The organism is Acetobacter garciniae, assembly GCF_017377735.1.
Lineage (GTDB): Bacteria > Pseudomonadota > Alphaproteobacteria > Acetobacterales > Acetobacteraceae > Acetobacter > Acetobacter garciniae.
Genome location: NZ_JAFVMH010000004.1, coordinates 1 through 13857, shown reverse-complemented (window position 1 = coordinate 13857; position 13857 = coordinate 1). Strand labels below are relative to the sequence as shown.

The 13857-nt window shown below is 56.1% G+C and carries 19 protein-coding genes; 14 read left to right on the top strand and 5 right to left on the bottom strand.

Going from position 1 to position 13857, the window contains the following annotated elements:
• Positions 1-211: 211 nt before the first annotated feature.
• Positions 212-2248 (top strand): phage tail tip lysozyme, encoded by a 2037-nt coding sequence (locus J2D77_RS09300; RefSeq protein ID WP_207846016.1) that lies wholly within the window; start codon positions 212-214, stop codon positions 2246-2248.
• Between the two features lie 155 nt (positions 2249-2403).
• Here J2D77_RS09300 and J2D77_RS09295 read toward each other — a convergent pair whose 3' ends face one another.
• Positions 2404-2802, bottom strand: a complete 399-nt coding sequence (locus tag J2D77_RS09295) for a hypothetical protein (RefSeq protein WP_207846015.1) — start codon at positions 2800-2802, stop codon at positions 2404-2406.
• A 314-nt stretch (positions 2803-3116) separates the two neighbouring features.
• Between J2D77_RS09295 and J2D77_RS09290 the strand changes: the two genes are divergently transcribed.
• The 4 genes from J2D77_RS09290 to J2D77_RS09275 all read left to right on the top strand — a co-directional run bounded on the left by J2D77_RS09290 (position 3117) and on the right by J2D77_RS09275 (position 5733).
• A complete protein-coding gene (locus tag J2D77_RS09290; RefSeq protein WP_207846014.1) occupies positions 3117-3854 on the top strand; it encodes a hypothetical protein in 738 nt (245 codons plus the stop codon).
• Entirely contained in the window at positions 3854-4159 is a 306-nt protein-coding gene (locus J2D77_RS09285; RefSeq protein ID WP_207846013.1) for a phage baseplate plug family protein, read from the top strand. Before J2D77_RS09290 ends, J2D77_RS09285 begins: the two co-directional genes overlap by 1 nt.
• Positions 4149-5099, top strand: coding sequence for a baseplate hub protein (locus J2D77_RS09280; protein ID WP_207846012.1), 951 nt, complete (start codon positions 4149-4151; stop codon positions 5097-5099). The genes J2D77_RS09285 and J2D77_RS09280 overlap by 11 nt, the downstream gene beginning before the upstream one ends.
• An 82-nt stretch (positions 5100-5181) precedes the next feature.
• Positions 5182-5733: a Gp138 family membrane-puncturing spike protein gene (locus J2D77_RS09275; RefSeq protein WP_230975690.1), complete on the top strand. Its 552-nt coding sequence runs from the start codon at positions 5182-5184 to the stop codon at positions 5731-5733.
• Between the two features lie 58 nt (positions 5734-5791).
• Here J2D77_RS09275 and J2D77_RS09270 read toward each other — a convergent pair whose 3' ends face one another.
• The 4 genes from J2D77_RS09270 to J2D77_RS17615 all read right to left on the bottom strand — a co-directional run bounded on the left by J2D77_RS09270 (position 5792) and on the right by J2D77_RS17615 (position 7894).
• On the bottom strand, positions 5792-6319 hold the full coding sequence (locus tag J2D77_RS09270) for a hypothetical protein (protein ID WP_207846010.1): 528 nt from the start codon (positions 6317-6319) through the stop codon (positions 5792-5794).
• A gap of 92 nt (positions 6320-6411) precedes the next feature.
• Entirely contained in the window at positions 6412-6789 is a 378-nt protein-coding gene (locus tag J2D77_RS09265) for a hypothetical protein (RefSeq protein WP_207846009.1), read from the bottom strand.
• 122 nt (positions 6790-6911) lie between these two features.
• On the bottom strand, positions 6912-7682 hold the full coding sequence (locus tag J2D77_RS09260) for a Rha family transcriptional regulator (RefSeq protein WP_207846008.1): 771 nt from the start codon (positions 7680-7682) through the stop codon (positions 6912-6914).
• A 17-nt stretch (positions 7683-7699) separates the two neighbouring features.
• Positions 7700-7894: an Arc family DNA-binding protein gene (locus J2D77_RS17615; RefSeq protein WP_207846007.1), complete on the bottom strand. Its 195-nt coding sequence runs from the start codon at positions 7892-7894 to the stop codon at positions 7700-7702.
• A gap of 95 nt (positions 7895-7989) precedes the next feature.
• Between J2D77_RS17615 and J2D77_RS09250 the strand changes: the two genes are divergently transcribed.
• The 9 genes from J2D77_RS09250 (at position 7990) to J2D77_RS09210 (ending at position 13796) form a co-directional block, all read left to right on the top strand.
• The gene (locus J2D77_RS09250) at positions 7990-8238 is read left to right on the top strand and encodes an Arc family DNA-binding protein (protein WP_207846006.1); all 249 of its coding nucleotides are present in this window, start codon (positions 7990-7992) and stop codon (positions 8236-8238) included.
• A 191-nt stretch (positions 8239-8429) separates the two neighbouring features.
• Positions 8430-9572, top strand: a complete 1143-nt coding sequence (locus tag J2D77_RS09245) for a type I restriction endonuclease (RefSeq protein WP_207846005.1) — start codon at positions 8430-8432, stop codon at positions 9570-9572.
• A 130-nt stretch (positions 9573-9702) separates the two neighbouring features.
• Positions 9703-9969 carry a BrnT family toxin gene (locus tag J2D77_RS09240; protein WP_230975689.1) on the top strand — a complete coding sequence of 89 codons (267 nt, stop codon included), beginning with the start codon at positions 9703-9705 and terminating at the stop codon, positions 9967-9969.
• Positions 9947-10252 carry a BrnA antitoxin family protein gene (locus tag J2D77_RS09235; RefSeq protein ID WP_230975688.1) on the top strand — a complete coding sequence of 102 codons (306 nt, stop codon included), beginning with the start codon at positions 9947-9949 and terminating at the stop codon, positions 10250-10252. Before J2D77_RS09240 ends, J2D77_RS09235 begins: the two co-directional genes overlap by 23 nt.
• Before the next feature lie 35 nt (positions 10253-10287).
• On the top strand, positions 10288-10569 hold the full coding sequence (locus J2D77_RS09230) for a BrnA antitoxin family protein (protein ID WP_207846004.1): 282 nt from the start codon (positions 10288-10290) through the stop codon (positions 10567-10569).
• 183 nt (positions 10570-10752) lie between these two features.
• On the top strand, positions 10753-11106 hold the full coding sequence (locus J2D77_RS09225; RefSeq protein WP_207846003.1) for a hypothetical protein: 354 nt from the start codon (positions 10753-10755) through the stop codon (positions 11104-11106).
• Positions 11093-12310: a baseplate J/gp47 family protein gene (locus tag J2D77_RS09220; protein WP_207846002.1), complete on the top strand. Its 1218-nt coding sequence runs from the start codon at positions 11093-11095 to the stop codon at positions 12308-12310. Before J2D77_RS09225 ends, J2D77_RS09220 begins: the two co-directional genes overlap by 14 nt.
• Complete coding sequence (locus J2D77_RS09215; RefSeq protein WP_207846001.1) at positions 12310-12885, top strand: DUF2612 domain-containing protein; 576 nt, start codon at positions 12310-12312, stop codon at positions 12883-12885. Before J2D77_RS09220 ends, J2D77_RS09215 begins: the two co-directional genes overlap by 1 nt.
• Positions 12885-13796: a hypothetical protein gene (locus J2D77_RS09210; RefSeq protein ID WP_207846000.1), complete on the top strand. Its 912-nt coding sequence runs from the start codon at positions 12885-12887 to the stop codon at positions 13794-13796. Before J2D77_RS09215 ends, J2D77_RS09210 begins: the two co-directional genes overlap by 1 nt.
• Positions 13797-13857 lie beyond the last annotated feature (61 nt).

Below are 13857 nucleotides of genomic sequence, written 5' to 3'. Positions count from 1 at the left end.
CGGCCTCCTGGCAGGTGAGCATGCGCCCGGGTTCGTAATGCGGGCATTTTGGCAAGTCATCCGTTGCCACGCCAAACTTTACTCCAGACGGGTGTATTCTGATCGTGGCTCCGCACTTTGGGCATTCTGTCTGCATGCATCATCTCCTTCAGCCCCACCCTGACAGCCGCGCCGGAGTCCGGCGAAATCACACTTTCCGAAAGACCCCTGCATGGCCACAGTAATCGACGCCCTGATCGTGACCCTCGGCCTTGATCCCAAGGGGGTTCAGCAGGGGCAGAAGCAGGCGAACAACGCTTTCGGCAAGGTAACGCAGGGTGCCCAGAAGATGGGCGACGGAGTGAGCCGGGGCGTGGACAATGCCACCGAGGCATTCACCAAGCTGCGGCGTGAGGCCCTGGCCTTCATGGCTGTGCTGACGGCGGGTAAGACGCTCAAGGCGTTCATTGCCGATACCACAACCAGCAACGTCGCCCTCGGCAATATGTCGCGCAATCTGGGCGTATCCGTGCAGTCCCTGGGGGCGTGGCAAAAGGTCGCACAGTCCTTCGGCGGCACGGCGGACGATGTGTCCGGGTCTATGCAGTCGCTGGTGTCGCAGTTCCAGACGGTGGAGGGGCGGCAGAACCTCGGGCGCGTGTTCGGGCAGATGGGTGTGCAGTTAGTGGGTGCCAACGGGCAGTTGGAGAACATGAACAAGCTGATCCCGGCTATGGCGCGCGCATCCCAAATCCTTGGGCCGCAGTTATTTTCGGCGTTGGCTGGGAGCTTTGCTTCTCAGGGCTTCATCAATATGTTGGAGCAGGGGCCAGACAAATTAAAGCAGGTTCACAAGGCGCTTCAGCAGTATGCTCCCAACCCGGAAGACGTCAAAGCATCTGCCCAACTTCTTGAGGACTGGACGCTTCTGACAGCCAAATCCGAGGCGTTCGGACGGTCTATCATGACTGACCTTTCCCCGGAGGTGCATGAGCTTTTCACGATGATCAACAATTTCGTTGATCAAAACAGAGAAAGCTGGCTGGCGGGCATTAAGACCGGTGTTGATAATCTCTCCGCATCCCTCAAAAAAATGGACTGGAAGCAGGTCGGCCGCGATATTTCGGATGCTATCACTTGGCTGCGCTCGCTGGATTGGAAGCGTATTGGCTCCGATATCGAGAAGATCGGGAGCGCGGTCGATTACACGGCAAATAATTTTGGCGGCTGGGCGAAGATAGCGGAGGTTTTTCTTACTCTGTGGGCAGGAAAGACGGCCTTGAATGCCATTAAAAATGCCCTGGCTCTTGCGGCGGCTTTCGGGAAAGTGGGCATCGTTCTTGCCGCACTCGAAGCCTACAAAAAATCAGGGATCGGGGATCGGTTCGAGACGTTTGTTGATGAGCATATTCCGGGGTTTGGGGCGCTCGACAATTTTCTTTCCAAGGCTGGCCTTGGCCGGTCATATGGGCAGCAGGCCATTGCGTCTTCTGACAGCGACACAAGCCCCGAAGCGCGGGCTAAGGCTGCCGACATGTTCAAGGCGAGCGGCATGGATCAGACACATGCCATGGCGGCGATGGCCAACGCGATACGGGAAAGCAAACTTGATCCATTCGCCAAGCCGAAAAATGGTGAGGATGCATACGGGCTATTCCAATGGCACTCCGATCGTCGGGAAAATTATCGCAAGGTCTACGGCCATTCCATGGAATCCGTGACGGACCGTGACCAGGCCATGAAGGAGCAGATCGGTTTTTTAAATTGGGAATTGAACAATACGGAGAAGACGGCGGGGAATTATTTTCGTAATGCAAATGATGCGAAAACAGCCGCAGCCGTTCTTTCGATGTATGGCATTCGTCCGGCAGGGCAAGCAACCGAAGCGTGGGCGCGCGGAGAACTGGCGGACTATCTCAATACCCAGAATGCCCCGGCGGGAACAATCGGAGCAGATGCTGCGGCGTCTCAGTCGTCGGCCACGGCCCCCCAAACAATCGCACAGGCTATTCTAAGCGCTCCCGCCACCAAACAGGTGCCCGCGCAGAACGATAGCCTTGGCAAATACATGGAAGACATGCAGCGATCTGTAGATCAGGCGCAGGCTTCTGCCCCCGTCAACAACGCAACTACCAACACTACAAACAACACCACCAACATCACTGTGCATGCGCCGGGTGGCGATCCGCATGTCGTTCGTCAGGCGGTTAAGAGCGCTTTCAACGATCCCAGGGTAATGGCGTGGCAGGTCGCCCGAGGGCTGGCGTGAGGGTGTGCGTAAAAACCGCTTGTGCAGCGTGCGTTAAATGGGCACAAAAGGGGAGCGAATGGAGGGCGATATTATGCAAATTATGCATTGTTGTGCCGTTACTTATGACAATGGTAACGTTTTAATTGATGGCGATGCAGTCGTAGAAGGCCGCGTTACTCTATGGCGCGAGAAAAAAGCCTGTGGCCCTCAGAATAATATTCTGCACGAGGCAGAACCACGGGAGAGTGACACATAGGACATCTGGCGTTGTTTACTGTGATTTGCCCTCTCACGATAAGATCTTCTGGCCATTCAAGAGAAATTTCCAATTTATTGCCGCATTCGCACTCATAATCGGCAGTGACCTGGACGTTGATCTTTGCTGATGTTTTCCCAGTTTGTGTGTTATAAATAAATGTATTCATAGCTTCTCCACCATAATGCGTTTTGCCCATCCAATTCGGAAAGATATCACCGTCATTTCTGGCGGATAATCGACGTATTTTTCGGATATGGCTGTAAAAATTCTTTAAACACAAACCGCCTTGACGCATATTGCCTTGCGATGGCATGGAGCCATAGCTATTATGGTAGCAACATTTCCGGGGCGGTTCAGTCGCTACGGAATTGAAGGGGGTGGCCTTGCCGGGCCGCCCCTTTCGTTTGTCTGATTCCCTAATAGCAGTACGCGGAAACGGTACCTAGGCGAATCTTCTAATTATTTACACAAAAGATTCTTGACTTGCGTAGCATGTCGCGTCGTTGCGACAGCTTTGTATTTGTTGGTTACGTTTAGAGATTGACGGGTTGCTTTTAAACGGCGCGCGCATACTTCCCATCCGCATTCTCACTTGTACCCTATCCCCAAACATGAGAGTCTGGCGCTATGCCGCTATCACTTGTTTCTCTCCCGTCTGTCTGGGACATTCCGGTTGCCGTGGGCGTCCCCGCGCTACTTGGTCAGTCTATCGGGGCCGGGGCTTCTGCCTCAGCTTCCACCGTCCTGGGCTCCCTGCTTGACGATTATCTCGTGTCGCAAGCAGCCCAGCAGTGGGGGATTTTCGACGCCAGCAACAGCCCAGTCCTGACCTCGGGTCGGGTGCGCGCGCTGGACGTGCAGAGCCAGTACCGGATATCTGACGCCCCGCTCGAAAACGGGTCGTTCGCGTCCTACAACAAGGTGCGCATTCCGGGCCAATACATGGTTGAAATGCTGTGCGATGGCAGTTCGACCAGCCTGGGCAATTCAGACGTTATCGATACGCTGATTTCCGCTTTTGACAGCAATGCCACCAGTTCCGGCCAGCAGGGCCGCACAAGCTTTCTGGCGGCGCTAGATGGCGTTGTTGCCGATCTGAACCTTTACCATGTGACCACGCCAGAGGCGACATATGCCAACGTCAACGTGGTGGGATACCACCTGCGGCGCGAAGCCCGGCGCGGCGTGACTCTGCTGTGGGCGGACGTGCTGTTGCAGGAGGTGCGTTTGACGCCAAGTAACCTGACCACCAGCGTGGACACAGCCCAACCTCAGGGGCAGGCCCAGCAGAACGGTGGCAATGTGCAATCGCAGGCGATCGAAAGCGGTGAGTTGAGCCCTGTTACTCCGGCGGGGTATTTCTGATGGCGTCCATCATCCCGATTAACGCCGTGGCGTATCAGGCAATCAAGGTGCCGCTGTCCGGGCATTCCGTGCAACTGGATATCCAGCAGCGTAGCACCGGCCTGTACATGAACATCACGCTGGACGGCACGCTGATTATGGCCGGGGTCATATGCCAGGACCGGACATGGATTGTGCGGAAAGCCTATTTCGGAATGCCCGGAGACCTGGCGTTTCAGGACACGCAAGGCACGGATGACCCTGTTTACTCGGGGCTGGGCAGTCGTTTCGTGCTTGTTTATGTCGAGGGACAAAATGTCGAGTAGCTTCACAAAAAAGCGCATCGATGTGGTGTTCGGCATCGCGCAGGATGGTTTTGGCGGCGCAACACAGGAGACCTTGCGGGGGCACCGCGTAAGTTGCCAGATCCTCAGTGCCGGACAGGAAAGCGGCATCATGTGCAATCTGCGTATCGAGGGCATGGGTCTGGATCTGATGAACCGCCTGTCCACGGTTCAGGCTGGTGTTATCATGCAGAGCATGAACACGGTCAGCGTTTATGCTGGCGCAGCCCAGACAGAGCGGCCGGTCGTTTTCTCCGGCGGCATTATCGAGGGCTTTGTGGATTACTCCGGAGCGCCAGACGTGGCGTTTGAAGTGCGCGCACTGTCTACATCCATTCCGGCCGCCGTGCCCATTGCCCCCACATCCTTCAAGGGGGCAGTGACAGTTGCGACAGTCATGGAGACCATAGCCAAAAAGGCGGGGCTGGCTTTCAACAACAATGGCGTGACGGCCATACTTGCTGGCGGCGTCACCTATAACGGCACAGCGACAGAGCAGATCGGCCTATGCGCCGCAGCAACCCGCACAGTCTACATGATCGGCATGAACACCCTGTTCATCTGGCCATCCGACTTTACAGCGGACGCAAGCGGGGCCATTGATGTATCTGCCGCAACCGGCATGATCGGATACCCGGCCTACAGCCAGTACGGGGTTGATGTGCAGACGCTGTTCAATCCAGCTATCGGGTTCCGCAGCACGCTCAAGCTCAACAGCGCATATTCTCCGGCTGCCTGGGTCAACAAATACGGTCAGTTGCGGTCTGCCACAGGGGGCACGATCTACCCGCCATCCAATGGCCTTTGGGTGGTGCAGCGCTTGCAGCACGATCTGCAATCCGAAGTGCCGGATGGCCCATGGGTGACAACGCTGACTGCGGCCCGGCCAGAATTTGCAGGAATGGTGACCTATGCCAACTAAATTAGTCGGGACGAAGCTCCCAACGGATTCAGGCAGCAACCTGAATGCCTTAAATGCCGCCATAAGGAGCGTTATTTCAACCATGGGGGCGAACCTGCCGGTTCAGGTGCTGTCCGTGGAAGGCGTCGGCCTGAACCCGGTCGGCTTTGTTGATGTGCAGCCCCTTGTCCACCAGCAGGACGGGGCAGGGCGCACGACCCCGCGAGGCATCATCCACAACGTGCCCTATATCCGCCTGCAGGGCGGCACGCGGGCCATCATCTGCGACCCGGCTGTGGGGGATATTGGCTATATTATCATCAGTGGGCGGGACATCTCCAATGTCAAGGCCAACCGCGCCGCTGCGGCACCAGGCTCATTCCGCCAGCACGATTACGCCGATGCGGTCTATATCGGTGGCCTGCTGAACGCGGCGCCGTCCGAGTATATCGGCTGGGTGGGTGAAGACGTGCATGTCCACACAGCGGGCAAGTTCATAATCGACGCGGCCGAGTGCGATATCAACTGCGCGGTTAACGTGCAGGGCCCCGTCACCGCGACAGGCGACGTGAAGGCAGGGAGCATCAGCTTGGAGAGCCACACCCACTCCGGGGTGCAGACGGGGAGCGCGTCTACGGGAGGGCCGCAGGGGTAGGGTGGCGCGAAAGGAAGCGTATTATGTCAAATACAACACTCAGCGTTCTAGTTGCGGTTCAGGCAGGAGCGTTGGCCGCCTCATCTGTGATTTTAATTGGTATCACCAAGCGCCTTCTCTTGAGCGTTCGAGCGCTTGAGGAAATGCGTAGAGATATTTTAATCCCCGTTGAGATTGGCGAAACTGGCGATACATAAAATTCAATTCTCCGCGCCTCTCCCCGTAAAGGACCACTTATATGTTCGGATTTGCTGATTTTATGTGGGAAATCAAAACTCACAAACCAATCGGAAGAAAGAGTATCTTCAATACGTCCGGATTTATCTTCTCTATAAAGCACGGGAGTAATTAGAAATTTGCTTATTTTTCTGCATCTAATATCTGTTACAGAAAGCGTTTCATTTATTTTATTTGAAAATTTAAGTATTACTTTCACTGCATTCTTTGTCTCGTACTTCCTCACGCGCACGGCCTCGGCTTCAATAAGGGGCAAATTAGCGCTTGCCCGTAGCCGGTAAAGCAAGAAAGGCGTGGCGGCAGAAGTGGCCGTAAAAACCACGGTCAACCAGTCTGTAATGGCGGTCAAGAGTGTCTCCCTTAAAGGCACCCTGCCAGCGCGGCATCGAGTCCCCCAAGGTACACAAATGGGGAACGGCGCGTGGCCGCTCCCCAGGCCCCTCAAGCAATCGCGCGCGGTGCTTTGGGCTTCTCCGGCCAGCCGAACGCCCGCAGCAGGCTTGCCAAGGCATGGGCCACCTCCCCGCTCATGGGCGTGTCGGTGTCCCCGTCCATACGGGCCAGCCACAACTGGCGCAGTTCTAGATCCAGCTTCTCAGCCCAGATCGGAACCGCCGCGCGTGCCCGGCTCCACTGTTCGTTGAAGGCTATGTCTTTGGATGGCCCGAAGAGTTGCGCCAATGCGTGGCGTTCCAGATTTTGAGAGAGATCGGCAAACACGCCACCGCCCATGGGCGGAAACCCATGCTGCTCCCGGAACCGCTCCCAGATGCTCCGCAAGCGCGGGTTCTGTGGCGCATACCCGGCGATATGTTCCACAAGCGCTTGCCGGTCAGCCGGGAGCAGTGCGCCCCCGACAGCCAGAAACTTCCGCATGTTCCGAACAAGGCCCCGGTCCTCAGACGACAGGTCCGGTTCGGCGTGCACTAACGCCAGCGCAGTTACCGGGTCCGCGCTGGCGCCGGGGGAAAAGGGGGCACGTCCTCCGGGGCCAGATATGGGTCAATGGCGGCGCCGGGGATCACCTGCGCGAGCTTGGTCAGGCCCTTAGGCAGCACGCGCACATCGTCGCGCGTCTTTTCCTCGCCGTTGCTGTCCGTGTAGGCGCGGACCTTATGCCAGAGATACCCGGCGTTAATCTTCTCCTGCCGGGCCAGCCAGGTCTTGCTGCCCGTCCGCTTATAGACCCATCCGTTCGACGCCATCCATTGCACGAACTTCTTGGGGCCGATTTGCAGGATCTTCGCCGCCTCATACAGCCCGTATGATCCATCGGCCACGCTGATGCGGTCCAGCGCTTCGGCCTTGGGCGTCAAAGCAACGACCTTGGCCTCGGCAGCGATCCGCTTCTCTTCCGTATCAGCCGCCAGCCGCAGGGCCTCATGCAGCGTCTGCGGAATTTCGTGCTTGGGCTGCGGGCGGGCTTCCAGTTCAAGCCAGCGATCGATGATCTTCAACCGCATGTCCGCCCGGTAACCCGTCACGAGGTTTAGGGTCAAGTTCTTGGGGAGATTGTAGCAGCGGTATTCTTGGCCATTCTGCTCGTTGATGTAGGTGTCCCCAAACTTGGGGAGACCCTCTCCAACATCCGTAAGCATCTTTTCAATGTCACGAACAACGTGGTCGTGGCGCTTCCCCGTCAGTTCCGCAATTTCGCGGCTGGACATGGTGGGCGTTGAATAAGCGGCTTCGGTTATGGTATTCGTCATCATGTTGTGACTTCCTATGGTCATTTCTGAGAGGCACCGGGGGTCTGATTGGCGTCGTTCCCCGGTGCCTTTTCTTTGTCGGCAAAATGCTGTTCCAAAATCATCACGATTTCAGAGTTTAAACTACGATACCCAGCAGTAGCATCATTCCTCAGCTTGCTTAGGAGATCTGGGTGCATTCTCACCCGGAACTGAGCGTATTCTCGAACCTGCATACTTCCTCCCCAATATGACGCACAATGCGCCATGCCGCAATTGTGTGCCAAATTGCGTTATTGAGGTCAAGCGCAAAATGCGTCATGTTCGCGTCATGTCTGATGAAGCGCATTTTCGGCTCCGCATACCTCGCCATCTCAAAGAGTGGGTGGAGAAAAATGCGAAATCCAATAATCGGTCTATCAATGCAGAAATACTTTCGTGCATTGAGGCGGCGCAAAAAATTGATACGTCCGGGGTGACCGATATTCATCAGTATATACAGCAGGAGATTAAAAATAATCTCGATCCTTTAAGGGAAGAGATGCAATCTATTCTAAATAGCTGGAAGTCAGAAGAATAAATTGCCCTTCATTCAGGAGGTCTAATCTGGATGCTATTGGGCGGAAGGTTTGAAAAAATAACATCTTCCCGACCCTCCTGGCTAACAACGGCGTCCTTTCTCAACAAAAATTGCATAACTAAAATTTATAAAAAATATTCCGCAAAATGCGGGGAACCCGTAAGTTTTAAAAAATTTATGGAGCGAATCGTATGTCGGATGACTTTAGACAAAAATTTAAGACGTTTTCTGAGCGTATGGTCGGATTAGCCCCAAGATGCAGTAACGAAGAAGCCACCAAGATGTTCTTGGTTTTGCCGTTTCTCCAGTTCTTGGGCTACGACACCATGAACCCAGATGAGGTATGCCCAGAACATCATGCCGATTTTTCAGATAAATATAAAAATAGAGTTGATTATGCCGTATTGAAAGATAGGCATCCTGTTATTGCAATTGAATGCAAAGCTTTGGGTGCGGCTTTAAAAGATGATAGAGGGCAGCTAAAATCTTATTTCAACGCGGCCCAGACCGTTAAAATGGGCGTAATTACTGATGGCCTTGTTTATGAGTTCTATGCGGACTCAGACGAGCCCAATATAATGGACCCGACCGCCTTTCTGTCATTTGATTTGCGGGAAATAGCCAAGGGTAAAATTGAAGACTCTATTGTTGATGGCTTGAAAAGCCTTCAGAAATCTAATTTTGATCCAGAAAACATTGGCGCAGAGGCGAAACGAAAGCTCGTTTTCCAAAATTTGGTGCAACAAATTGAAATCCTTGCCGCTGATCCGAGTGAAGCGTTTGTTCGACTTCTTCTCCAGAATATCGGGTTGAAGCATACTCGCGCGAAGGCGATGGCTGAGTATACTGATCTTACTAAAAATGCATTTGGCGAATTCATAAACCTTAGAATTCTTCAAAGGTTAGATTTGCCTGTAAAAGACAAAGAAGCGGAAAAAAATATAACAGTCCCAGAAATTTCCAAACTAGAACCCGAGTCAAAGCCTGTCGACGTGGTTGCTGTATCTGAATTGGAGATGTACGTATACGAATACACAAAAAGACGTCTATCTTTTCTCTCTGATACAGACGATTTATTCAATGCAATTGATGAGATTGAATACAAAGACTACAAAGGTAAATTCGTTGTCTTTTATAAAAAAGAACGCGCTGGACGCCTTTTTGATTTTCACGAGGATAAAGGTAGCAAATACGCCTTCGATTTTGGGGAGGATTTCGGCGGTGAAGTCTCCGGCGATGATCTTGCCGCCATAGATGCTCACCTGTTGAGTGTTTTTAGAGCGCGCGTAGAAGCTATGGGCGTGAAGGGGAAGAAGGCCAAAGTGGAGGCCTGATCCAAAAATCTGCATACGATGACGCCATGAGCAAGCCGACCCACGCCGAGCGCGTCAAGTTGAGGGCAAATGCCCTCAACACCGCAGCGATACCCTTGCTCCTCACCCCATTTCCGTATATACAAAAACCATGCTGGTAATCACATGGGACGAGCCGAAACGCCTGAAAACGCTGAATGAGCGTGGTTTGGATTTCGCTGACCTGACCGCCTCGTTCTTCCTGTCTTCAATCGTGGTGCCAGCCAAGAATGATCGCCTGATGGCTATCGGCCCATTTCTGGACGGGACGATAGCTGTTGTGTTCATCGAGCTTGGCACTGAGGCGATATCAATCATTTCCATGCGGCCCGCGAGCCGGAAGGAGCGGAAGCGTTATGAAGAAGCTGAAATCTCTTAGGGGCGTCACAGAAGCCCAGGTTCAGGAAATGATCGCCTTGGACCCGGACGCACCCGAGGCCACGGATGAACAACTCTCCCACGCGCGCCGTTTCGTGGATTCTCATCCGGCTTTGGCAGCCAGAACAAAGGAAGGCATCATTCAGCGGCCCGTTGGCCGCCCACGCGACCCCGGCAGGAAAGTATCGGTTTCGCTTCGGCTTGACCCGGACGTGCTTGAAAAATTCCGATCAAAAGGGCCTGGGTGGCAAACGCGCATTAATGAGGCGCTACGGAACGCGTGAGAGGGCTTTCTATGCCGCGCAAACCTGACTTTTTCATGCCGACAGAGGATGAGGACGCCCGGATCAACCAGGGCATTGCATCTGATCCCGATAACCCAGAACTGACCGAGGCGGACTTTCGGGCAGCACAACCAGCGCAGTCGGCTCTGCCAGTTCTGGCCAGCGCGCGCCGGGTGCGTGGGCCGCAGAAAGCGCCGACCAAAATGCTGGTGTCTATGCGCTTGGACGAAGACGTGCTTGCGGCTTGGCGCGCTACCGGGCCGGGCTGGCAAACCCGCGTCAACGAGGAACTGCGCCGCGCGCTGGAGCGCAGATAACCGACCCCTTGCAGCCCGGTACCCTTTTAGGGTATGTTTTCCCTATCCTTGGAAATTCGTGCGTGAATGCTTGGCCACATTGCCCTTGTACGCGGGCGCAGTTTGTGTCATAGTTCCCCCACAATCGCCCATTCTGTGAACAGCCGCCCTCAACCGGGGCGGCTTTTTTATTGGCCGCTCCCCATGCAAACGCTGCTTCTGGACCGAACCACATGGGACCTGGTTCTGGACTCTGGCGGCAATATCGCTGTGGCGTCCGATCCGTATTCCATCGCACAGGACATCGCCTCGGCTATCCGCGTGTTTCTGGGCGAATGCTGGTACGATACCGGCAAGGGCCTGCCCTACCGGCAGCATATCCTTGGCCGGGCGCAGTCCATTTCCATCTTCCGGGCGCAGGCCGAAGCCACAGCCCTGACCGTGCCCGGCGTCGCAACCGCGCGCTGCGTCATTACCGCCCTGGGCACAGACCGCAGGCTGGGCGGGGCCATTTTGTTCACCACAACAGACGGGACAACGCAAAGTGTCGGGTTCTAACAGCACAGGCACCACGTCCGTTCCGGCCCCGTCGTTCACCAGTGCGGGCTTTGCTGCCCCGGCGGAAAGTGACATCCTGACCGGCGCTCTGGCGGACCTGAACGCTGCGTTCGGTAATGTGCTGAACACGGATCTGTCCACGCCACAGGGCCAGCTTGCCATGTCTTTCACGGCGGCGCTGGGGGATGCTTACGACCAGTTTCTGGCGATCCTGAACGGGGTGGACCCGGCGCGCGCGTCCGGGCGCATGCAGGACGCCATAGGCAACATCTATTTCATGTCCCGCAAGGGGGCGACCGCTACGGTGGTGACGGTGGTCTGCACGGGCGCCGCGGGAACGGTGGTGCCGGAAGGCACGCTCATACAGGACGGCAGCGGCAACTATTACGCGGCAGACGGGGCAATCACCATCAGCGCGGTCGGGACCGGCACGGGCACGTTCTCCTGCACGACCACGGGCGCGATTGAATGCCCGGCCCAGAGCGTTGCCGTCTACCAGGCCGTATCGGGGCTGACGGCCGTAACCAACCCGGCGGCGGGTGTGACCGGCACGGCGGAGGAAGGGCGCATTGCGTTCGAAACCCGGCGCGAGGCCTCTGTGGCCAGCAACGCAGTAGGCACGCTCAATGCGCTGGCGGGCGTGGTCAAGTCAGTGGACGGGGTAACGGCGGCCTACGTGGCCGACAACAGCACCGCCAACGCGGAAACAGTGGGCGGCGTCAGCCTTGCGGCGCACAGCCTGTATGTGTGCGTCAACGGCGGCACGGACGAGGACGTGGCCCTTGCCATCCTGAGCAAGAAGCCGCCCGGCTGCGGCTACACGGGCACCACAAGCGTAACCGTGACCGACCCCAACAGCGCCTACAGCACGCCACCCAGCTACACGGTGACTTTCACCAGGGCGACGGACACGCCGATCTATTTCACGGTCACGCTCAAGAACGGGACCAATGTGCCATCTACCGCTATCGCCAGCGTGCAGGCGGCCATTGTGGCGGCCTTCGCAACCGACACTAACGCGACAATCGGCGGGACGATGTTCGCAAGCTCGTATTACGCGGCCATCGCGGCTATCGGGTCATGGGCGCAAATCATCGAGGTCACAATCGGGACGGCGGCCAGCCCCACGAGCTTTACCGCGGGCCTGAACATCGACCAGATCCCCACCATTGAGGCGGCGAATATCAGCGTCGTGTTGTCCTGATGCTGAACATCGAACAGACAATTCTGTCGCAATATGCGAACAGCCCCAGCCTGTGCACGATTATTGACGGCCAGAACCAGGCGCTGGACCCGACTGCGCTGATCGATCAATGGTACGCGCTGGTGTGGAACGTGCAGACGGCGCAGGGCTATGGGCTGGACGTATGGGGCCGGATCGTCGGCGTCTCACGCGTGCTGACGATCAGTTCCGAAACCTATCTGGGCTTTGCCGAGGCCAACGACCTGACGGAAGAAGGGTTCAACACCGCGCCCTGGTATTCAGGCGTCAACGCGACAACAAACTTTGCCCTGTCGGATGAAGGGTACCGCCAGCTTATCTACGCGAAAGCGCTGGCGAACATCACCGACTGTTCGATCCTGGCGCTCAACCTTATCGCCATGACCCTGTTTGCCGGGCAGGGCGATGTGTGGGTGCAGGACAACGGCGGCATGACCATGACCTATGTTTTCGACTTTGTGCCAACGGATGTGCAGATCAGCATCATCCAGAACAGCGGCGTGCTGCCCCGGCCAGCGGGCGTCGGTGTGTCCTACTCAATCAAGAGCGCAAGCTGATGAAACAATCTGACGATCTAGGCAAATTTGACGCGCTGATCGGCGCATCCGCATCTTCGTCCGATATCGCCACCGTTCCGGCCACGCAGGCCACGGCGGGCGATGGCACGGCCTCCATTGCGCTCGGCTTCCCGCCCGAGACCTTTATTGCCCGCGCCGCAGGTGGCGTGCCACCGCGCGGGCAGGACATGAACGGCTTTCTCAACCGCCTCTCTCGTGCAGTTCAGGTCTTGCAGGCGGGCTATCTCGGCCCGTATGACGCGACATTCGCTGCGGCCATCGGCGGATATCCGCAGGGGGCTATTGTCTCCGGCACGGTTGCGGGCACGTTCTGGGTTTCCACTGCCGACGCGAATACAACGGTGCCAGGAGCGACCGGAGCAGCATGGCAGAGCCTATTTGCAAACTATACCGCCACATCAGACGCTGATCTCCGTTACGTAAGGGCGTCCGGCGCAGGGGATTTGCAGGGCGGCCATGACATCTATTTTGGCTACAATGGAAGTCGCGTTGTTAGTGTTGTGGACTCGACCGAGTTCGGGAACGTGGCGTTTTCCAATCAGTTCCAGTCTGCGAGCAGCAAAGTATACTACGCAGCCAGCACCGCCCAGCGTTCGATCACGCTGGAGCACAATGCGCCGGTTCCGGGGACGTACATAGTTCAGGCCGGTGTGAATGTCGGCGCTCCGCCAGGCGACACACAGCCATATATGGCTGCACTGGAAGTTTTCTATAATGGCGCATCCAGCCCTATAGATTCTGACTCGACGCCGCTTTCGATGTCGCATGCGCTCACAATTTCGGCCGTGGCAGGGGAAAATACGATTTCGTGCGTCTACCAGCCTGCCTCTACCTCTGGCACCTGGTATCCGATCGGACTGTCGCTGAGCTATTTATTTGTCCCAAGCTGAGGATTAGTGAATGTTTTATACAGTCGTAAAAAACTCATCCGGCGGAATTATTGGTGCAGGT

What these genes read in the sequence shown, in the direction of transcription:
- J2D77_RS09275 (WP_230975690.1), top strand. Translation starts at nt 5,182, where the DNA reads ATGGGGGCGAACCTGCCGGTTCAGGTGCTGTCCGTGGAAGGCGTCGGC.
- J2D77_RS09245 (WP_207846005.1), top strand. Translation starts at nt 8,430, where the DNA reads ATGTCGGATGACTTTAGACAAAAATTTAAGACGTTTTCTGAGCGTATG.
- J2D77_RS09235 (WP_230975688.1), top strand. Translation starts at nt 9,947, where the DNA reads ATGAAGAAGCTGAAATCTCTTAGGGGCGTCACAGAAGCCCAGGTTCAG.
- J2D77_RS09225 (WP_207846003.1), top strand. Translation starts at nt 10,753, where the DNA reads ATGCAAACGCTGCTTCTGGACCGAACCACATGGGACCTGGTTCTGGAC.
- J2D77_RS09290 (WP_207846014.1), top strand. Translation starts at nt 3,117, where the DNA reads ATGCCGCTATCACTTGTTTCTCTCCCGTCTGTCTGGGACATTCCGGTT.
- J2D77_RS09240 (WP_230975689.1), top strand. Translation starts at nt 9,703, where the DNA reads ATGCTGGTAATCACATGGGACGAGCCGAAACGCCTGAAAACGCTGAAT.
- J2D77_RS09210 (WP_207846000.1), top strand. Translation starts at nt 12,885, where the DNA reads ATGAAACAATCTGACGATCTAGGCAAATTTGACGCGCTGATCGGCGCA.
- J2D77_RS09230 (WP_207846004.1), top strand. Translation starts at nt 10,288, where the DNA reads ATGCCGACAGAGGATGAGGACGCCCGGATCAACCAGGGCATTGCATCT.
- J2D77_RS09250 (WP_207846006.1), top strand. Translation starts at nt 7,990, where the DNA reads ATGTCTGATGAAGCGCATTTTCGGCTCCGCATACCTCGCCATCTCAAA.
- J2D77_RS09280 (WP_207846012.1), top strand. Translation starts at nt 4,149, where the DNA reads ATGTCGAGTAGCTTCACAAAAAAGCGCATCGATGTGGTGTTCGGCATC.
- J2D77_RS17615 (WP_207846007.1), bottom strand. Translation starts at nt 7,894, where the DNA reads ATGCAGGTTCGAGAATACGCTCAGTTCCGGGTGAGAATGCACCCAGAT.
- J2D77_RS09295 (WP_207846015.1), bottom strand. Translation starts at nt 2,802, where the DNA reads ATGCCATCGCAAGGCAATATGCGTCAAGGCGGTTTGTGTTTAAAGAAT.
- J2D77_RS09300 (WP_207846016.1), top strand. Translation starts at nt 212, where the DNA reads ATGGCCACAGTAATCGACGCCCTGATCGTGACCCTCGGCCTTGATCCC.
- J2D77_RS09260 (WP_207846008.1), bottom strand. Translation starts at nt 7,682, where the DNA reads ATGATGACGAATACCATAACCGAAGCCGCTTATTCAACGCCCACCATG.
- J2D77_RS09285 (WP_207846013.1), top strand. Translation starts at nt 3,854, where the DNA reads ATGGCGTCCATCATCCCGATTAACGCCGTGGCGTATCAGGCAATCAAG.
- J2D77_RS09215 (WP_207846001.1), top strand. Translation starts at nt 12,310, where the DNA reads ATGCTGAACATCGAACAGACAATTCTGTCGCAATATGCGAACAGCCCC.